Here is an 18,208-nt window from a genome sequence, read left to right as displayed (position 1 = left end):
CTTCCAGACATGGCTGCGCCCCGTCCCCGCTGTTCCGGGGACGGGGCGTTCGCTTGCGGGCGTGTTGCCGCGTTGCGCTGCGGAATTGCGGAAAAACGGACTCAGGCGTCGCGGCGCGCCGCGCCGTCGCAGGCATCCACCAGGGCGCGGGCGTCCATGTCCGGCGCAAGGGGCAGCAGGGCCAGGCGCCGGAAGTCATCGGGGCTGTCCACGTCCAGCCTGAGTTCCGGGCGGCGCAGCCATGGCTCCTCGGGGTCGAAGGTGGCGATGCGGTAGCGGGCGGCATTGTCCCAGATATGGTTGAGGCAGTGCTCGCGCTGGGCGGGCAGCCGCGCCCGGTCGTCCAGCTCCTCGAGCAGCTCGCGCGAGAGGATCTCGGCGCCGAGTCCGTCGGGCCAGAGGTTGTTGCGCGGCACATGGTTGTAGGCGTAATCGCAGGCGCCGTTGCGGTAGAAGTCCACCAGCCGGTCCACGGCCTCGCCCCAGATGCACGGATTGTCGGCGCAGACGCGCACCACAAGCCCCGCGTCCGCAGCCCTGGCGGCCAGGCTGAAACGGCGCAGCACGTCCTGCTCGGGACCGGCCATGGCCGGCACGCCCCGGCGCTCCAGATGCTCGAGCAGGACCCTGTCCAGTTCCGTATCAGGCACAGCCACAAGGATGCCGTCCAGGCGCCGCGCCCGGGAAAGGCGCCGGGTCACCCAGTCGATGATGGGCATGCCGCGCAGCGAAAGCAACGACTTGAGAGGCAGACGACTGGAGCCGAGCCGGGCCTGGACGATAGCCACCACCTTGCCGCCGGCGCGGCCCGTTCCGGTTGCCGAAGCGCTCATGCGTCCTCCTTTTCCAGCAGGTCCTGCATCAGCCCCACCACGCGGGCCTTGTTGGCCGTGAAGTCCAGGCGGTCCTGCCGCTCCCAGTAGCGGGCGCGCCGCTCCTGCTTGAGCAGGGCCAGAAACACATTGCGGATGCGCGTGTCGTCCACCCGGTCCAGAATGCCCACAAAGGCAAAGCCGTTGCGCGGCCGGGCAAAGGCATGCCGGGCCTCGCGCTCGTGGTGGGCAAGCACCATGCCCGGAACGCGCATGTGGGCCAGCTCGTAGACCGTGCGCCCGGCGGAGCAGATGGCGAGGTCCGCGCCCTCCATCATCCGGCTCATGACATTGGTGGCCCAGGTGAATTCCAGCAGCGGATTGCCCAGCTCGCGCACGCGGGCCTCGGTGCTCTCCTTGTGCGCGTAGCCTGGCCCGGCCACCACGCGGATGGCAATGCCGAAGGCGCGGCAGATGGGTTCGATGATGTCCAGGACGCGGCGCGTGGCGTCGCTGTGGTCCGTGCCGCCGAAGGTGACGAGCACGGTGCGCGTCTGGGGGCGGAGCGGGTTGCGCCGCGCGTTGAGGAATTCGTCGCGCAGGCAGAAATAGTCCGGCCCGCAGCGCAGGCGTTCCGTGGAGGCGCCGCGCTCGTAGAGGGCGTTGATGACCAGATCGGCCAGGGGCGCGCCGGGTCCCTCGTCCTCAAAGTTCACGCAGCGGACGCCGCCCGCGCGCAGGCGCTCCATGTAGGCCGCGCCGGTATCCAGAATGTCGTTGACCACCAGATCCGGGCGCAGGGCCAGCACCGTGTCGGCCAGTTCCCCGTCGCCCTGGCGCACCACCCGGTAGTCCTTGCGGGCCACGCTTTCCACGGCCAGCTCGCTCTCGCGCGTGCAGACGAAGGTGATCTTGTGGCTCGTGATCTCGTGGGCCAGCATGAGGGCGCGGAAGATATGGCCCATGCCGATGGCCGGATAGCCCGCCACCACAAAGACCACATGCCGCCGCTCCAGCAGGCGCTCGCAGATCCACCAGTCCTGATAGTTCTGGATCTCGATGGCCCGCTCGTCGAGAAAGTAGGGGATGACGCGCCACGGCCCGCGGCCGCCCGCGGCCGTCGCGTCCCCGCGCAGGAGCGCAAGGCGCAGGATGATGAGCGCGCGGCTCTCCACCAGGTAGCTGCGTTCGCCGTCATCGCCGCCCGCGCCCTCCAGCAGGCTCTCCATGCTGTCGCCCTGCGCGCGCCAGATGCGCTGGCGCACGCTGCGGACCGTCACCAGGCTGTCCGCCCCGCTCTCGCGGTAGCGCCGCCAGGCGTCCTCCATGTCCACCCAGGTGAGGAGCGGGCAGGAGGCGCGCAGGATGAGGCAATGCTCGTAGTCCCGGCTGAGGTTTTCCAGCAGCCCGCGCATTTCGCCCACGATGTCAAGGCTGGTGAAGCGCAGGTCCCGATTCCAGGAGTGGCGCACGCCCGCGCGTTCGCAGATGAGCGAGATCTCCTGGCTGTCGGTGAGGACCACGATGTCCTCGCCGGGCGCGCAGGCCCGGGCCGTGTTCAGGGCGCGTTCCATGAGCGTGACGCCCGCCAGCCGCTTGACGAGCTGGTCGGGGATGACCGCGTTCTTCTTGATGGCCGGGATGACGATGCAGCGTTCTTTCATGCCGTTCACGCCGGACGCGGCCGGTTCAGTCCATGCCCGCGAGCACGTCCCGGGCCGAGGCGAGCATGTAGTCAAGCTCCGCGTCGCTCATCCAGTGCTGGAACGGGAAGGAGACCATGGTGTCGAAAAAGGCGTCCGCCTCGGGGCAGCGGGCCGTGCCGAAGCCCAGGCGGCGGTAGAAGTCGTAGCGGTCCAGCGGGATATACTGGACCACGCACTTGATGCCCTTCTCGTCGTGCATGGCGCGGATGAAGCGGTCGCGCGCCCCGGTGCCCGTGGTCATGCGCGCGACGAGCAGGTGATAGTTGTGACGCCTGCTTTCCACGCGGTGGAACTGGAGCTGCGGGAAATCGGCCAGGCCGTCGATGAAGCGCAGGGCGCGGGCGCGTTTTTCGTCGTTGATGGTGTCGATGCGTTCCAGCAGCTTGAGCCCTAGGGCGCATTCCACCTCGCCCAGGCAATAGTTGGAGGGCATGAGCAGGTCATCGCCCAGCCGGGGGATGTCCACATTGCCCATGGCCGGTTTCCAGTAGTCGGGCCGCTCAAAGGGGTAGGCGCAGTGCCCGTTGTGGCGCAGGGCCGGGATGATCGCCGCCGCTTGCGGGTCCGCCACATAGAGCATGCCGCCCTCGCCCAGGGTGGTGAGGTTCTTGTGCGAATGGAAGGAGAAAACAGCCATGTCGCCAAAACTCCCGGCCTTGCGCCCCGCCACTTCCGCGCCGATGGCCTGGGCCGCGTCCTCGATGCAGAGGATGCCGCGTTCCCGGCAGAGGGCCGCGATCTCCGGCATGTCCGCCACATAGCCGTAGAGGTGCACCACCACCACGGCCCGGGTGCGCGGGGTGAGCGCCTTTTCGATGCTTTCGGCCGTGACCACCCGGGTGAGCGGATCGATATCCGCCCAGACAGGGACGGCGCCCTTCTTGAGATAGGGATAGGCCGAGGCCGTGAAGGTGTGCGAGGGGATGACCAGCTCGTCGCCCGGCTTGAAACGGCAGAGCTGGGCGGACATTTCCAGGGCCGCGCAGCCGTTCATGGTGGTGAAGCAGGAACCCGGGGCGACCCCCTGGTAGCGGGCAAAGGCGCTTTCAAACTCGCGCATGTAGCGCCCCTGCGTGAGCGGGTCGGCGGTGCGCATGGCCTCGACCACGGCCGCGATCTCGTCTTCCGTGTAGCGGATGGCGCGGCCGCTGAAATTGATTTTCATCTCCATGAAAAATTCTCCGTTTTCGGCGCGCGTGCGGCCGGGGCGCTCACCGTCCCGGTTCCGGCCGGGCGCGCACGGCGTCCACCGCCGCCGCAAAGGTGCGCGGATGCAGGTCATACCAGGTGTACCAGGCCAGGGCCATGGTGGAGAGGTCCACCCGCGTCCCGGCCACGCGGAACCACTCCCGCCCCGGAAAGCCGAACAGGCGGTGGTGCCGCGTGATGATGGGCCAGCTGTTGAAGCCGAAGCTCCACGGCGGCACGGCGCCGTCATCGTCCGTTCCGTTCCCGGCCGTGGCGGGGACGGCGGAGCAGGGCGCGCCGCCTTCCTTCCTCTCGCCCGCTTCGTCCCCGGCGTCAAGGGGGCCGCCGTTCCAGCCCACGCGGCGCAAACATGCCCCGCGGGCATCCGCGGCCATGCCGAGTTCCGCCAGGATGCCGTCAAGAAGAACGGCCAGGAGCCGCTCCGCGGGGTGGTTCCAGGTGTGGAAGAGAGGCTCGCGCCGGTACCAGCGCCGCGCCACGGCCAGGGTGCCTATATCCAGCCCCTGCTCGCGGCGCTCATAGGTGCGCCATGTCCGTTCCAGAGCGGCGGCCACGGCCTTTTCCCGGAAGCACGGATGCGTCAGGTAGATGGCGCCGGACTCTTCGGGGGGGAGGCCGGCCGCCCGGCACTGGACGAAGATGCGGCTGTGCCAGTCAAGGGGCGGCGCAAAGCGCGCCGGTTCGCGCGGCGCGACCTCCAGCACGTCGGGAAAATAGGCCTCGAAATTGGGCGCGGCAAAGAGCCGCAGCCTGTCCCCCAGCCGCGCGCGCAGTTCTTCCGTATTGCACGGGCCGTAATGGAAGAGCGGCTGGCTGAAGACAAGGTCGCAGCCCCGGGCCTGCGCCGCCAGAGCGGCCAGGGCTTCGTCCGGGGACGGTCCCGTGCTCAGCTGATATACCGGCGTGGCCCGGAGCACGCGCCATCCGTGCCCGGCGCTCCCCTCCCCCGTGGCGCACGCCTCCACGAGCCGTTCCAGCCGCTGGGCCACGCAGTTGCCGAGAAGCATGAGGGTGGGCATGGTTCTTCCGTCCCTGTCGCGCGTTCCGGCGGCCAAAGGATGCCGACCGCGGAACGTCCCCGGGAGAACCCCTACATGCGCTTGAAACGGTCGATGACGTTTTCCCTGGTCAGGATCTCGCGGTACTTTGGCCCAAGCTTGTTGATGAGCGGCTTTTCATGGACGATGCTCGCCTCATAGAGCGCATCGTACTGGGCGTCCGTGAGGTTTTTGCAGATGCCGGCGGGCAGGTCGATCTTCTGCCTCTCCATCATCTCCCGGAAAATCTTGTACGGCCCGGGATAGATGTCTTCCAGCACCGAGAGCGCATAGCAGTTGGCGATGCCGTGGTGCATGTGCAGGACCATGCTCAGGCCGGCCGAGAGCGGATGCACCACGCCCACGAAACCCGCGGCCATGCCGCCCATGAAGGAGGCGATCATGAGCAGCTCGCGGTTGTGGTCGCTCATCATGTCATCGTCGAGGAACACGCGCTTGCAGAGGTCGATGGCCTTTTCCGAGAGCGCGTCCACGACGGTGTTGCGGTAGGCGCCGTCCAGGCTCTCGAAGCAGTGCATGAAGGTGTCGATGCCGGTGTAGAAATACTGGTTGCGCGGCACGGTGGCCGTGAGGCGCGGGTCGAGCAGCACCTGATCGAACATGGTGTAGTCGCTGTTCATGCCCAGCTTGAGATTCTTCGCCTCGTTGCAGATGATGCCCGTGCGCGAGGTCTCGGAGCCTGTCCCTGAAAGCGTGGGCACGGCCACCTTGTACGGGGCGGGATGCTTCACCAGTTCCCAGCCCTGGTAGTCCGCCGCCACGCCCGGGTTGGTGAGCAGGTTGCCCACGCATTTGCAGGTGTCCAGCGTGGAACCGCCGCCGAAGGCCAGCAGGGCGCAGGGCGTGCGGCCGCGGAGGAAGGCCTTCACGTCGGCCGTATAGCCGTCCACGCTGTCGGTGGTGGGTTCCTCGGTGGTGTCCACAAAGACCACCATGTCCCATTCCTGGATGGGCAGCTGCTCGCGCAGGCTGCTGTTCTCAAAGCAATGGTCGAGGAAGAAGACCGCCGGGGAGTCCGGCATGGCCTCGCGGCGCGGGGCGAGAATGTCCTGAAGCTGGGCCAGGGCGCCGTCGCCGATCATATAGTAGCCCACATTCTTGGCATTGCGGTACATGGCAGACCTCACTGTTCCGGACGCGGGGCGCCCGTGGTTGTTGACCGACCATACGGCATGGCGGAGCCACAGGCAAGCGGACCCCCGGGGGCGGGACGGGCCGCCGCGTCCGGCGCAACGCCGGGGGCGTCCGCTGTTGACTTCGGGCAAGGGCGCGGCTAGAAAAAACGCGGCCCGACACTGTCCGCGCCGGGCACTGCGCGCGGGCCTTCCCTTTTCCTCTTTCCGGGACTTCCCATGGAACGCAACGCATCCCTCCGCAATGTCGCCATCATCGCCCATGTTGACCACGGCAAGACCACCCTGGTGGACGCGCTCTTTCGCCAGAGCGGCGTTTTCCGCGAGGACCAGCGCGTGGACGACCGCGTCATGGACAACATGGACCTGGAGCGCGAACGCGGCATCACCATTGCCGCCAAGAACTGCGCCGTGCACTGGAACGGCGTCAAGATCAACATCATCGACACGCCCGGCCACGCCGACTTCGGCGGCGAGGTGGAGCGTTCGCTTTCCATGGCTACCGGCGCCATCCTTCTCGTGGACGCCTCCGAGGGTCCGCTGCCGCAGACGCGCTTTGTCCTGCGCAAGACCCTGGAAGCGGGGCTGCCGGTCATCGTGGTCATCAACAAGATCGACCGCAAGGACGCGCGGCCCCAGGAGGTGCTCAACGAGGTCTACGACCTCTTCATCGACCTCGGCGCCACCGAGGAACAGCTGGAGTTTCCCGTGCTCTACGCCATCGGCCGCGAGGGCGTTGCCATGCGCGGCCTCGAGGACGAGCGCCGGGACCTCACGCCGCTCTTCGAGACCATCCTCGGCTCCATCCCCGGCCCGGCCCACGATGTGGACGAACCCTTCCAGATGCTGGTGGCGGATCTGGACTATTCCGACTATCTCGGGCGCCTCGCCGTGGGCAGGATCATGCACGGCGCCGTCCGCGCACGAGAGGCGCTTGCCTGCATCGGCGAGGACGGCACGCCGCGCCCCCTGCGCGTGAGCCGTCTCCAGGTCTATGACGGCCTGGCCCTCGCCGACGTGGAGCGCGCCGAGCCGGGCGACATCGTGGTCCTGGCGGGCATTGAGGACGTGACCATCGGCGACACCATCTGCACCCGCGAGGCCCCGGCGGCGCTGCCGCGCATCCGCGTGGACGAGCCTACCGTTGCCATGCGCTTCGGCATCAACACCTCGCCGCTGGCCGGCCGCGAGGGCAAGATCGTCCAGAGCCGCGCCATCCAGGAGCGCCTGGTGCGCGAGAGCCTGCGCAACGTCGCCATCCGCGTGGAAGACACGCCGGACAAGGACGCCTTTCTCGTCAAGGGCCGCGGCGAATTCCAGATGGCTATCCTCATCGAGACCATGCGCCGCGAGGGCTTCGAGCTTTCCGTGGGCCGCCCCGAAGTCATCCTCAAGAAAGACGCCGCGGGCAAGACCCTGGAACCCATGGAGCATCTCTATGTGGACTGCGACGAGATTTTCATGGGCGTGGTCACGGACAAGCTGGCCCAGCGCAAGGGGCGGCTGCTCAACTGCGCCAACGGCGGCACCGGCCGCGTGCGTCTGGAATTTTCCGTGCCGTCGCGCGGGCTTATCGGCTACCGCGACGAGTTCCTCACCGACACCAAGGGCACGGGCATCATGAACTCGTACCTCGAGGGCTACGAGGAATGGCGCGGCGACTTCCCCACGCGCTTCACCGGGTCCATCGTGGCCGACAGGCCAGGCTCCGCCGTGGCCTATGCCCTCTTCAACCTGGAGCCGCGCGGCAGCCTCTTCGTGGAACCGGGCGACCCGGTCTATGAAGGCATGATCGTGGGCGAGCACAACCGCGACAATGACATCGACGTCAACGCCACCAAGGAAAAGAAGCTCACCAACCTGCGCGCCGCCGGCAAGGACGAGAACGTCATCCTCACCCCGGTGCGGCGCATGACCCTGGAACGCGCGCTCCACTTCGTGCGCGAGGACGAACAGGTGGAAGTGACGCCCCAGTCCATCCGCCTCCGCAAAAACGAGCTTTCCGCGCTCAAGCGCTATCAGGCCGCGGGCCGCGCCGCCAAGGGCAAAGCCTGAACCCCCGCACCGCCGCCACGGCGGCACCCACAAGGAGAATGCCATGATCCGGCACATTGTCTGGTGGACGCTCAAGGAAGAAGCCGAAGGCCGCAGCGCCGCGGAAAACGCGCAACGCCTGGTCGATGCCTCGGCCATGCTCCACGGGCTGCCCACGGTGCGCTCGGTGGAGGTCTCGTGCCGCATCCAACCCACCAGCACGGTGGCGGCCCAGGTGGTGCTCCAGTCCTCGCATGACGACATGGCCGGACTCAGGGCCTATGCCGAGCATCCGACGCATCTGGAATTTGCCGCCAGGGTCAAGGCCGTCTGCGCCTCGCGTCAGGCGCTGGACTACGCGGTGGACTAGAGCAGGACACGTTTTCTCGACGGTCCGCCCCTGGTCCGTCGTCTGCGGCGCTACCGCCGGGGGCGCGGCTCCTCCGGCGTTTTCTGTTCCGGGCACGCGGCCGGGTCGCAGCAGTTGGTCTTGCCGCAGCCCACGCAGCCGCGGCTTCGCAGGGCGCGCACAAAGCGACGCCCGATGAAAAACGCGGCCACCGCCACGCAAAGAATGACCAGCAGCAGTTGGACGTTCATAGCCTTTCCTTGGCATCCGAAGATGCGGTTTCCTGAAGTTTCGTCGCCGCGCAGGTGGCACGGCCCGCGCGGCGGAGCATGCCCGCAATCCGGGCGTGGTGGTGCGACCCTCGCTTAAATGAAAATGAATGTCAATTTATTTCCGCCGCCGCATATCACTCCCCTCCGGAACCTCCCCCGGAAGAACGCGCGGCGGAGCTTCAGTCCGTGCTTTTCGCCGCCTGCCGGTCACGACAGGCGCGGCAGTACCCGTACAGATTGTGCAGATGGCCGGTCAGGCTGAAACCGTTGGCCTCGGCCAGCTCCCGCTGGAGCTTTTCGATGCGCGGGTCGCAGATCTCCACAATGGTCCCGCAGCCCAGGCACACGAGATGGTCATGGTGGCTGTCCGGCCGGGCCACCTCATAGCGGGTGATATTGTCGCTGAACTGGATCTCCGTTGCCAGGCCCGCGTCGCACAGGAGCTTGAGCGTCCGGTACACCGTGGTCTGCCCGATGCCCGCGTCCAGCTTCAGGACATACTGATAGAACTCTTCCAGGGAATGATGGCCCGGAAACTCGAAAAACGCCTGGGCGATGACACGGCGCTGTGATGTGGTGTTCAGCCCCCGGCTGCTCATGAAATCGAGAAACGCGCCCAGGGGCGTTGTGGCTTTCGTCATGGCTGCACCATCCCTTTCTGACCGGACGCCCGGCCCGACCACTCGGTGGTCGCTTGCCGGACGGCTTCAGGATGCCAAAGCGGCGCCAAAAGGTCGAGAGAAAAAGCGCCGGCGCTTCCCGAAGACCGCTTTTTTCAAAGCCCGGTCCGGGGGCGCCACTCCTCCAGCAACGTCTGCCAGAGATGGAGAAGCTCCGCCGGGGAATGCCGGGGACGGGCGGGCGCCGGCAGGCCGTCCGCAAGGATGCTGCCCAGGCGTGCCGCCAGGGCCGCCGCCTGCGGAGCCACAAACGCATCGCGATCTTCGGGCCGCGCCAGTTCCGGGCCGCCGCCGCTCGATGAAGCGAGAAACGGGATGCCGCTTTCCAGACACTCATGGACCACGCACGGCGAATTTTCCCGCAGGGAGGGCATGACGGCAAGACGGTCGCCGCCGCACAGATAAGCGCGCGCCTCGTCGGCGTCCATGGCCGTGCGGAACATGAGCCGCAGGCCCTTCCGCGCCAGGGGCGCGAGCCACGCGGCCACCTGCGCCGGGGCATAGCCGCCTTCCCTGCCGAGAAAGGTCACCTGCCGCCCCGCCAGGAGGGAGACCGGCACCGCATGGAGCGCTTCGCAGAAGACACGCAGCCCCTTGCGCTCTTCCAGGCGCCCGAAAAAGACGAGTTCCCCGGGGGCGCCGCGCCCTCCCCTGCAACGGGGCGGCGGGCATCCCCAGCCGGAGGCGAAATTGGGGATGACAGCGGTGCGCTCCGGCAGGTGCCAGCCGCGATCGCGCATCCAGCCCAGCAGGTACCGGCTCGGGCTGACGAGAAAGTCCGCCCGCTCGCAGCACTCCCGTTCCATGGCGTACAGCGCCGCCCGGGCGCCCCTGCCGGCCACCCGGCCATTGCCCTCGTCCACCCACAGGGCGCTCCCGTGAGTCACGATGCCGCAGGGGGGATGCCCGCGCCGCCGCTCGCGGAGGAAAAACCAGCCGTCGGCCATGAATTCATGGAAGAGGTAGCAATCGTGCCGGGTCCCGCGCAGGGCGGCACAGGCGGCGCGGCTGCGGCGCACGGGATCGCGCAGGAGCAGCCCCAGTGGCGCGATGACCGGACGGAACTCCATGCCGCACCGGCGCAGGGCGCGGGAAAACCGCCACAGACGCGCATGTGGCCGCCCGGTATAGTACACGGTCAGCCGATGGCCCGCGGCCCGGGCAAGTGTGTCGCACAGATGGCGCATCGCCGTGCCGATGCCGCCATTTCGGGTCAGCGGCGAAAATTCGCGGGTAATGACGGCAATGTCCATCAATCACGCCACAGGCTCAGGAAGCGTTCGATGAACATGCACAGCCGGTAGCGCGCAAGGCGCCGCGCGGCGGCAAGCCACTCCACCGGCAGGGCCAGCAGCGGATAGAGCACATTGAGCGCGATGAACCCGGCCGGGCAGCCGTGTTTCCGCAACAGTTGCATGCGGCCCCGCGCATAGGTGCGGATTTTGCGGCGCATGGCCGCACCGCCGGGCGTGGTGCTGGGATGGAGGATGACCAGGGAGGGCACCCGCGCCGCCGCAAAGCCGGCCCGCACCGCGCGCAGGGCGAAATCCGTTTCTTCGCCGGACTGGTACGGCGTGCCGCAGCCCACGCCCAGGCACTCGTCAAAGCCGCCCACCGCGTCACAGACCGCCGTGCGGTAGAAGTGGACGAAACTGGGGCAGCCGGTGAACAGGCGCCAGGCCGGCAGCGGCACCGGAGCATCGCCCGTGGGTATGTCGCCGGGATCGAGAGAGACCGGGCTGCCCATGAGCACCGCAAGCTCCGCGTGGCGCCGGAACGTCTCCAGCACGCGCGCCACCACCTCCGGCGGGTACAGGCAATCGTCGTCCGCAATGGCGAAGCAGTCACCGGCCACATGCGCGAGGGCGGCATTGCGCGAACGCGAAAGACAGGTGTCCGGCGAGGGAAAGGCGCGGATGCGGAGCGAGGGGAACCTGGCGCACATGGCGGCCACAGTGGTTTCGGGCATCTGCGGCGCGTGCATGAGGACGACCTCGAGATCCGCGCAGGTCTGGTGCGTGAGGCTGAGCAGGAAATGCTCCGTCTGTCGGGTCCGATCCACCGTAACTACGATGATGGAGAGCATGTGTCCTCCCGCTCCGTCGGCGCCGGCCCGGGGGGCGCGCCCGCCTCCGTCATCCCGGGGCGCTTCCGGGCCGCCATTTCCGCAAGGCTGCGCCTGTAGGCAGGCAGGATCCCGGCAGGAGGGCCGGAGGCGCGCAGGCGGCCGCCCTCTATCCAGAACAGCATGTCGCACCGCTCCACGGTGCTCAGGCGGTGCGCGATGATGATGGTGGTGATCTCTTCCGGCAGGGCGAAGATGGTATTCATGATCCCGGCTTCCACGCCGCTGTCCAGAGCGCTCGTGGCTTCATCGAGGATGAGGACCGCCGGTTCCGCGTACAGGGCGCGCGCAATGGCGACGCGCTGCATCTGGCCGCCGGAGAGGCCCGCGCCACCTTCGCCAAGGCCGCTTTCAATGCCCCGCTCCAGCGCCACATCCAGAGAGGCCATGCGGCAGGCGCGGAGCACGCGCGCCTCGTCCCAGGGCTTGCCCCACTGGCTGAAGGCCACATTTTCCGCGATGCTGCCCGCGAGGATGTACGGATTCTGCGGCACATAGCCGATACGCGCGCAATAGGCGGCGCGTTCGGCCGGCTCGAGTTCGCGGCCGTCCACGAGCAGGGCGCCGGAACACGGCTCCGCCAGGCCGCTGAGGATGGCCGCCAGGGTGCTCTTGCCCGCGCCGGACTGCCCGATGATGCCCACACGGGCACCCTTGGGAATGACGCAGGAAATCTCGCTCAGGGAATCACGCTCCGCGCCGGGATAACGGAACCCCGCCGCCGTGAGGGCGATGCTCCCGCGCAGGGCAAAGTCCGGGTCAGGCTCCGGCTGCGCCGGGGGGGGCGCGTCGAGGGCCTCCTCGACCTTGTCGAGGCATTCCAGCGCGCCCGCGCGCGAGCCGCGCACCGTGACCAGCGCGCCCAGCGAACGGTTCAGCAGCGGCAGGACGCGCCAGGCGATGAGGATGATGATGGTCATGACGCCCGCGATCTGCGGCAACGGCGCGTCCAGCAGGCCCCACATGACGGCCATGGACCCCACGATGGCGAAAAAGCCCGCCGATTCCAGGATCCAGGTGGGCATGGTCGGCCCGATGCTGAGAAAGGCCCGTGGCGGCGCGCCCTTGATGCAGGCTGTCTCGAACTTCTCGAAAAAGACATCCTGCTGCCGGTAAATGAGCAGCTCGCGGATGCCGCGCATGGCGTCCAGCGTGGCCTTGCTTTCATCACGGCTGCGCTCGTTGACCTCGCGCCCCGCAATGTCCATGAGCACGCGCAGGCGCCGATACAGCGCCACGGCAATGGTCATGATGCCGCCCATGACGAGCAGCACCGGCCCGGGCGTCAGCAGCAGCAGGGCCGTTGTCATGAAAAAGGCGACCACGGCGTAGCTGTAAACGGCCATCAGGTGGATGACCATGCGCCCAAGCTCTCCCCGGCGGGAAAGCGCCTGGAACATGGCGTTGCTGTCGCCGGAAAGATGACAGATATAGGGACTGTACAAGAAGGCGCGAAAGATGGTGTCCCCGGCGAAAAGCGCGATGCGCTCGCCGAGCGCGTTGGTCTGGTGGGCCACCAGCGCCGAAACGGCGTTCTTCCCGACGATGAGCGCGGCGGAGAGCAGGGCGCAGGTCAGGGCCAGGCGACGCAGGTCCTCGCCCAGCCCCTGCAGGGCCGGGATATGGGTGAGAATGGCCTGCGTGACCGGATGGCCGAGGATGCGCTCCGGCGAGGCCACGCTCACCGCCACCAGCGAAATGGCGAGGATGGCGCCGACCTCCAGCAGCGCCTGGATGACGACGCCAAGAAAGACCAGCGCCGTCTTCCGCTTCAACGCCACGGGCAGGATGCGGCAGATGCGGCGGAAGTCGGCGAAGCAGGTGTGCAGGAGCTGGCCTGGCATACGTTTCATCCGTCGGAAAGTGCCATGTCGGTGCCGTGGACCCTCCTCGCGGGAATGCTTCGTCTAGCGTTTGTGCCCACGGCTCAGTAACCGTGCCCGAAGACTCGCGGCATAGCCCTTGTGTTCTGCTTCACGTCTATGCCTCCCTGTGTTGTCAAGATGAAGTCGCCGGTGACAGGTGATCGCTTCGATCTGCCTGAGCCGTGTGCCGACTGCGCGGCATCGCAGCAAAAAATCAACGCATTCTCCGCTGGGCAGCTCCTCATTGAAGCTTCCCAACTCTTCAAACGCACCACGTCGGAAAAGATACGCTCCCGTAAGCAGGCCTCCATACGCAGCTTCACGCGGCTGGAGCATGGCTGCCTGCGCTTCCGACAGTTCTGGTGAAACAAAATCACGCAGACGTGAGGCGACTATATCTATTTGACTCTCCGCCGCCGCCAGCATCGTTGCAAGCGCACCATCTGCGAGGACATCATCATGGTCCAGAAACATGACGAAGTCCCCCCGGGACATCTGCAGCCCCAGATTGCGCGCCCGCGACGGCCCGGAGGCCGGCTGCACAAAAACCCTGCAACCCAGTGAGCGCGCAAGTTCCGCTGTTGCGTCGGTGGAGCCGTCATCCACCACGATGATCTCAGTCTCGATACCCTGCCCACGAACGCTGGCGACGGCCTCGGACAGATAGTTCGTTCCGTTGCGACAGGGGATAATGACGGATACAGGTCTCTTCATCTTCATTGCCCAAAATCAAGATGCATCTTTCTTGTCAACGATGAAAAATTTTTCCATCAGGGCTATACCTGTTCTCCGGGAAGAACTTCCTCACCATATCCCTTACACATCCTGCACACCTCAAAGAAATCCTGTTCATAAAAATGTATGAGCGCATCTCGCAAGCTCTGCTCATGTCGCAGGTCGATGATTCCACACTTCTCTGGGGAACAATGCCCCATGGCAGCCATTGCAGAGGCTTTTGGACAAATGGCGAGCTTCCCGTCAAAAACCTGCACACATCTTGCCATATAGCAATCCCTGAACACGCTGCGGACCACATTGTCATTTTGAGGGACTTGCGCGGGGTGCATCCTGAACCAGGGCATAAAAGTTTTTTGGTATCTGATTCCGTACTTTTTTAAAAGAAACTCCAACTCTGCATGACGCAAGATAGCGGCAAGCTCCGGATTTGCGGAGTAATCGCTGATCCTAAAAAACACATGTTCCTTATACTTCCTGATTCCTTCAATGGTATCCTTTTGGGGAACAACAGTGCCATTCGTTACGATTTCAATGGTTGAAATGATTCCACTCTGCAATGCTATTGAAATCAAATTATGAATATTCCTGTGTAATAATGGCTCGCCTCCTAAAAAAATAAAGTGACGGATTGAGGACACAGCAGTTTTCAGGAAATCCAAGTCACGGCGAAAATCATCTTCTGAAAGAAAATACTGTTTCACGGAGGAAGATCCAGACAACATATCCGGGATAAGCGCATTGCATTCCCGGCACCGAAGCGTACACGCGTTTGTTAGAAAAAACTGCAATCGCGGAATATTAAGCAATTTTTGAATTGAAAAATTATCTATTTCCTCTTCTACATATCTGTTTATAATTTTTGTTTTTTCTGTGGGGCGTAAAAATTTTCCCCTTCGCCAAAAAAGAAATTCATACAATTCAACAGCCATGCGCCGCTCTGCATTTTCATAGAAAAAACGGCGCATAAATTCCTGAGATATGGATAGATGTAATATACTATTTTCTTCCATACAATTCCTCCGGAAATGAAGCTGGGCTATTCCAAACCTGGCTAATATCTTGCGTACAGTATCCAAATTAAATCTCTTCCCCCCAAAATTAAAAAAAGAGAGGCAATACCGTCCAACGCATCATGTGATACATCACAAAGATTCAAAAAATTTTTTGCATTAACAGTATCTCTTGCTTTCTGAACAAGTCGCGAAGGATTCATATCATAATTCGCAAGCCCATTACCAGGTCAGAAAAGTTCAAAAAACATACTACATAACAAGTTTTCATCACCCATGAAACATAATCAAAAAATGCGGTCATTTGGATGTAAAAAACTTATAGATACGCCAAATCGCTAAAGCAAATGGATATATAAGTTTTGTAAAGAACGGATGCTGTTTCTTGATGCGAGCATAAATCTGATGGCGAAGAGGGATTTGAGGAGATGCAGGCGGCTCGTGAAAAGAGCGTCGATGGTTGATATTTTCACCTACCATGGAGATTGCAGCCTCTTTGAGAGACACCTCTGGCCCCTCCCCTTTGCCCAAAATCGCCAAAAATTCAAAATTACTGTTGGGGCAAGTCACAATTTTATAAACGCCCAAGGATGTTAGACCTAGTTTCTGAATATACGTAATTAGAAATAAAAATGTTGCAGGGGTATATACAAATCCATGCACATCAACATAGCAGCTACTTCTATAACTTTTGGATATATGCATTTGTGCCAATTGTGGGGAATATTGAAAATTAACAGCACCATAGTCATAATTACCATCAACACAATATGCAAATTGATCATAAAAAGAAGAGTACGAGTGTACTGTCCTATTTTCTCTATACGCATCCATCCACTGTCCTATTGAAGTATACGGCCTGAAGTAGTCAAATGTTCCCCTACGGTCAGGAATAATTAGATATACTTTTCCATTTTCACTTATGGCATTTTCACAACGTTGTAAAAAGCGTATAGGATTTGGAATATGCTCAAAATTATGAATACTCACAATGTAGTTAAAATTCAAATCTTTACCAAGTAAATCTTTAAATTCTCTTCCATCGTCAACAGCATCAACATGTTGAATTCTGCATATTAGATGGTTTACATTCTTATCATATTTATATTTTTCTATTAAATCTTCTTTTGTAAGATGGTCAATAGTATAAACAGAATATTCATTTTTTAAAATTAAAGGATTATATCCTCCTCCAATTTCAATACCAAAATCATACGGCTGAATCAGCGATTTAACATATTCTCTTAAATCATTTTTTAATTCATATATATTTGTAGTCCTCCAACCATATCAGCGATCTCAACATATATACTTAATTATTTGCACATCAATAAAAAATATAATACGATATAATATTATAAATATATCTACACAATATTTAAACCAGCAACAAACAAAGATAAAAGTTCCTCATGACGACGCATCAAAGCGATGGCGTAACTTTGCTCGTATCGCATGCAAAATACCTGTTTTTGAGCTACTATTAACTCTATTACTATATATAAACCCAGAAAGTGAACTAAAAGAAAGAATTTCCTGAAATCCAAGATGAGTTATGTGTTTCTGCCGTGCAATGCGAAAATCATATCCTTGGTCCCAGGAAACATAAACAGGAAGCCTTTCCAATGCATGACAGATTGTCCCGTGCCTGGGGAGTGGCTCGTCTGGCATGTCGTCACTATTCCAGTTTACACGCCACATGGGTTCCAATGCCGCAGGCCGATACCAGAACATGTTGCCGTACGGAAAAACCAGTGCCCGCATGTGTGAGAAATCTATCTCCCTGCGGCAACCGAGACGTTTCCACACTTGTGGCAACAATTTTTTCATTTCGATGTCGGAATCATAATCATAGGGAAAAGGAGGAAACCTAAATGCGGAAGGAATATCGGGGATGACTATTCCCAAGCGCGAGTCACAGGAAAATGCTCGTTTTACCTGCGAAAAACGCCCAAGAAGACAGTCAAGCAATTCTTCAAACCATAGATTACTAAACAATAAAGTGCATAAAGGAGACTTTTTTGTATGCAAATGTCCTGCAAAATCATAGTCTCTTAACAATGTAGATATTTTTAGCCACGGCCATATATCTCTTCCGCGGTTCTCGATAATTTGAAGTCCTTTTACAGTAAGATTGCGGAAATCCTTATCAAGCATGCACTGAATCTCGGTCGCTTTTTTTTCACAATCAGTTGTGAAAAAAATATCAATAGGCTCTTTGACATAACGTATAAGCCGGATTAAAATCTTATGCAAAATATCCGTATAAAAAGCATGTATATGTAATCCGATTCTCTGTGTGGCGGCATAACCTTTTTTTGATCCCATATTTTCAAGAGAGTGATCCATAACCTTGAGAGATATTTCAGGAGAAAAATGGCGTTCTAAATGTTTACGGATGGCTCCAACAGGTCGATGATATTTTTGTTGGATCACAGAAAACAAGTACGCGTTTTCAGTAGCGCAGTGTGCAAAAAAAGCCTTGATTTTAATGAAAGGGATATGCTCCAACAATAAAAGAGGTTCATATAAAGCAATATTGGGAACAGATCGCATATTCGTTGTATCGCATACAACAGAAGACGATAACCCCTCTTCATTCAACAATTTTGTTAAAGGAATCTCATAGTTTCTTATAACTTTAGTAACGCTTTTTTCATTTTCGACACTTTTCCAAAAAGAATGAAACGCACTGGATAAAAAGGCCTTCCTACTAAAACATAAAAAATATGATTGAATATGCTCTGCTATATAATTATCTTTTGCCAGCAGATTAAAATCATCGCAGCGGGTTCCTCTATGATTGCTCAATCCCCAAAAATCTGCCCCTTGCGCCTCCATGCGGCGATAGACACCTTCCAGATCGAACAAGGGGCCAAAACAGGTGTCGTTCATCAGGGTGACGCTGTCATATGCCGCCAGGCGCTCACGTCCTTCGCGTGCCAGTGCCTCCTTCCAGGCAAGAAAGTCAAAACCTGTATTTTCCCGCTGAAAAAAGTCGTCGTACAGACCTTCGAGAGGCATGCGCGTCGTTTCGGAAAGGGGACTGTTGGAGATAAGAACCACTCTGGAAAAAACGTTACGCACATGCTTGAGAAGATAGACCACATACTCCGCAAGCTCTCCCCACTTGTTATAGTGAACAAAGAGCAGCAGGCGACGCGGGCGGCGAACCCGCGGATGTGGAGGAGGTGAAATCCCGGCTGTTTTGTCCATG

Annotated in this window: 16 protein-coding genes and 1 pseudogene; 2 read left to right on the top strand and 15 right to left on the bottom strand. The window is 60.8% G+C overall.

The features are described 5' to 3' along the window. Nucleotides 1-101: 101 nt before the first annotated feature. The 5 genes from QZ294_RS00450 to QZ294_RS00430 all read right to left on the bottom strand — a co-directional run bounded on the left by QZ294_RS00450 (nucleotide 102) and on the right by QZ294_RS00430 (nucleotide 5,900). Nucleotides 102-833 (bottom strand): NTP transferase domain-containing protein, encoded by a 732-nt coding sequence (locus QZ294_RS00450; RefSeq protein WP_297045083.1) that lies wholly within the window; start codon nucleotides 831-833, stop codon nucleotides 102-104. Next, the gene (locus QZ294_RS00445) at nucleotides 830-2,476 is read right to left on the bottom strand and encodes a cytidine 5'-phosphate N-acetylneuraminic acid synthetase (protein ID WP_297045080.1); all 1,647 of its coding nucleotides are present in this window, start codon (nucleotides 2,474-2,476) and stop codon (nucleotides 830-832) included. Before QZ294_RS00445 ends, QZ294_RS00450 begins: the two co-directional genes overlap by 4 nt. 25 nt (nucleotides 2,477-2,501) lie before the next feature. Then, nucleotides 2,502-3,689 carry a DegT/DnrJ/EryC1/StrS aminotransferase family protein gene (locus QZ294_RS00440; RefSeq protein WP_297045078.1) on the bottom strand — a complete coding sequence of 396 codons (1,188 nt, stop codon included), beginning with the start codon at nucleotides 3,687-3,689 and terminating at the stop codon, nucleotides 2,502-2,504. Nucleotides 3,690-3,729: 40 nt separating this feature from the next. After that, nucleotides 3,730-4,746: a WcbI family polysaccharide biosynthesis putative acetyltransferase gene (locus tag QZ294_RS00435; RefSeq protein WP_297045074.1), complete on the bottom strand. Its 1,017-nt coding sequence runs from the start codon at nucleotides 4,744-4,746 to the stop codon at nucleotides 3,730-3,732. Between the two features lie 71 nt (nucleotides 4,747-4,817). Continuing rightward, nucleotides 4,818-5,900: an iron-containing alcohol dehydrogenase family protein gene (locus QZ294_RS00430; protein ID WP_297045071.1), complete on the bottom strand. Its 1,083-nt coding sequence runs from the start codon at nucleotides 5,898-5,900 to the stop codon at nucleotides 4,818-4,820. A 237-nt stretch (nucleotides 5,901-6,137) separates the two neighbouring features. On the opposite strand from QZ294_RS00430, the gene typA reads away from it, so the two are divergent. After that, nucleotides 6,138-7,973 (top strand): translational GTPase TypA, encoded by a 1,836-nt coding sequence (gene typA / locus QZ294_RS00425; protein ID WP_297045068.1) that lies wholly within the window; start codon nucleotides 6,138-6,140, stop codon nucleotides 7,971-7,973. A 43-nt stretch (nucleotides 7,974-8,016) separates the two neighbouring features. Next, nucleotides 8,017-8,322, top strand: coding sequence for a Dabb family protein (locus QZ294_RS00420; RefSeq protein ID WP_297045065.1), 306 nt, complete (start codon nucleotides 8,017-8,019; stop codon nucleotides 8,320-8,322). 50 nt (nucleotides 8,323-8,372) lie between these two features. Here the strand turns inward: QZ294_RS00420 and QZ294_RS00415 are convergent, their stop codons facing one another. The 10 genes and pseudogenes from QZ294_RS00415 to QZ294_RS00375 form a co-directional block, all read right to left on the bottom strand. Next, nucleotides 8,373-8,552 carry a FeoB-associated Cys-rich membrane protein gene (locus tag QZ294_RS00415; RefSeq protein ID WP_297045063.1) on the bottom strand — a complete coding sequence of 60 codons (180 nt, stop codon included), beginning with the start codon at nucleotides 8,550-8,552 and terminating at the stop codon, nucleotides 8,373-8,375. A 200-nt stretch (nucleotides 8,553-8,752) separates the two neighbouring features. Continuing rightward, nucleotides 8,753-9,214 carry a Fur family transcriptional regulator gene (locus QZ294_RS00410; RefSeq protein ID WP_297045060.1) on the bottom strand — a complete coding sequence of 154 codons (462 nt, stop codon included), beginning with the start codon at nucleotides 9,212-9,214 and terminating at the stop codon, nucleotides 8,753-8,755. 134 nt (nucleotides 9,215-9,348) lie between these two features. Beyond that, the gene (locus QZ294_RS00405; protein ID WP_297045058.1) at nucleotides 9,349-10,506 is read right to left on the bottom strand and encodes a glycosyltransferase family 4 protein; all 1,158 of its coding nucleotides are present in this window, start codon (nucleotides 10,504-10,506) and stop codon (nucleotides 9,349-9,351) included. Beyond that, nucleotides 10,506-11,339: a glycosyltransferase family 2 protein gene (locus QZ294_RS00400; protein WP_297045055.1), complete on the bottom strand. Its 834-nt coding sequence runs from the start codon at nucleotides 11,337-11,339 to the stop codon at nucleotides 10,506-10,508. Before QZ294_RS00400 ends, QZ294_RS00405 begins: the two co-directional genes overlap by 1 nt. After that, on the bottom strand, nucleotides 11,321-13,222 hold the full coding sequence (locus QZ294_RS00395) for an ABC transporter ATP-binding protein (protein WP_297045052.1): 1,902 nt from the start codon (nucleotides 13,220-13,222) through the stop codon (nucleotides 11,321-11,323). The genes QZ294_RS00400 and QZ294_RS00395 overlap by 19 nt, the downstream gene beginning before the upstream one ends. Before the next feature lie 63 nt (nucleotides 13,223-13,285). Beyond that, nucleotides 13,286-13,963: a glycosyltransferase family A protein gene (locus tag QZ294_RS00390; RefSeq protein WP_297045049.1), complete on the bottom strand. Its 678-nt coding sequence runs from the start codon at nucleotides 13,961-13,963 to the stop codon at nucleotides 13,286-13,288. Nucleotides 13,964-14,019: 56 nt separating this feature from the next. Next, nucleotides 14,020-14,991, bottom strand: coding sequence for a radical SAM protein (locus QZ294_RS00385; protein WP_297045046.1), 972 nt, complete (start codon nucleotides 14,989-14,991; stop codon nucleotides 14,020-14,022). Between the two features lie 300 nt (nucleotides 14,992-15,291). Next, nucleotides 15,292-15,825 carry a hypothetical protein gene (locus QZ294_RS00380; protein WP_297045041.1) on the bottom strand — a complete coding sequence of 178 codons (534 nt, stop codon included), beginning with the start codon at nucleotides 15,823-15,825 and terminating at the stop codon, nucleotides 15,292-15,294. A 30-nt stretch (nucleotides 15,826-15,855) separates the two neighbouring features. Continuing rightward, nucleotides 15,856-16,164: pseudogene (locus QZ294_RS10980) on the bottom strand (methyltransferase domain-containing protein); the annotation flags it as partial. A gap of 237 nt (nucleotides 16,165-16,401) precedes the next feature. Continuing rightward, nucleotides 16,402-18,207 carry a rhamnan synthesis F family protein gene (locus tag QZ294_RS00375; protein WP_297045037.1) on the bottom strand — a complete coding sequence of 602 codons (1,806 nt, stop codon included), beginning with the start codon at nucleotides 18,205-18,207 and terminating at the stop codon, nucleotides 16,402-16,404. Between the last annotated feature and the right edge of the window lies 1 nt (nucleotide 18,208).

The organism is uncultured Desulfovibrio sp. (assembly GCF_910584445.1).
Taxonomy (GTDB): Bacteria; Desulfobacterota; Desulfovibrionia; order Desulfovibrionales; family Desulfovibrionaceae; genus Desulfovibrio.
The sequence above is the reverse complement of the archived record's forward strand: the minus strand, read 5'-3'. Positions and strand labels throughout refer to the sequence as shown.

Bases quoted from the DNA above. Each gene is read 5' to 3' on its own strand.
- QZ294_RS00450 (WP_297045083.1), bottom strand. From the start codon at position 833: ATGAGCGCTTCGGCAACCGGAACGGGCCGCGCCGGCGGCAAGGTGGTG.
- QZ294_RS00445 (WP_297045080.1), bottom strand. From the start codon at position 2,476: ATGAAAGAACGCTGCATCGTCATCCCGGCCATCAAGAAGAACGCGGTC.
- QZ294_RS00440 (WP_297045078.1), bottom strand. From the start codon at position 3,689: ATGGAGATGAAAATCAATTTCAGCGGCCGCGCCATCCGCTACACGGAA.
- QZ294_RS00435 (WP_297045074.1), bottom strand. From the start codon at position 4,746: ATGCCCACCCTCATGCTTCTCGGCAACTGCGTGGCCCAGCGGCTGGAA.
- QZ294_RS00430 (WP_297045071.1), bottom strand. From the start codon at position 5,900: ATGTACCGCAATGCCAAGAATGTGGGCTACTATATGATCGGCGACGGC.
- typA (WP_297045068.1), top strand. From the start codon at position 6,138: ATGGAACGCAACGCATCCCTCCGCAATGTCGCCATCATCGCCCATGTT.
- QZ294_RS00420 (WP_297045065.1), top strand. From the start codon at position 8,017: ATGATCCGGCACATTGTCTGGTGGACGCTCAAGGAAGAAGCCGAAGGC.
- QZ294_RS00415 (WP_297045063.1), bottom strand. From the start codon at position 8,552: ATGAACGTCCAACTGCTGCTGGTCATTCTTTGCGTGGCGGTGGCCGCG.
- QZ294_RS00410 (WP_297045060.1), bottom strand. From the start codon at position 9,214: ATGACGAAAGCCACAACGCCCCTGGGCGCGTTTCTCGATTTCATGAGC.
- QZ294_RS00405 (WP_297045058.1), bottom strand. From the start codon at position 10,506: ATGGACATTGCCGTCATTACCCGCGAATTTTCGCCGCTGACCCGAAAT.
- QZ294_RS00400 (WP_297045055.1), bottom strand. From the start codon at position 11,339: ATGCTCTCCATCATCGTAGTTACGGTGGATCGGACCCGACAGACGGAG.
- QZ294_RS00395 (WP_297045052.1), bottom strand. From the start codon at position 13,222: ATGCCAGGCCAGCTCCTGCACACCTGCTTCGCCGACTTCCGCCGCATC.
- QZ294_RS00390 (WP_297045049.1), bottom strand. From the start codon at position 13,963: ATGAAGATGAAGAGACCTGTATCCGTCATTATCCCCTGTCGCAACGGA.
- QZ294_RS00385 (WP_297045046.1), bottom strand. From the start codon at position 14,991: ATGGAAGAAAATAGTATATTACATCTATCCATATCTCAGGAATTTATG.
- QZ294_RS00380 (WP_297045041.1), bottom strand. From the start codon at position 15,825: ATGGATGCGTATAGAGAAAATAGGACAGTACACTCGTACTCTTCTTTT.
- QZ294_RS00375 (WP_297045037.1), bottom strand. From the start codon at position 18,207: ATGGACAAAACAGCCGGGATTTCACCTCCTCCACATCCGCGGGTTCGC.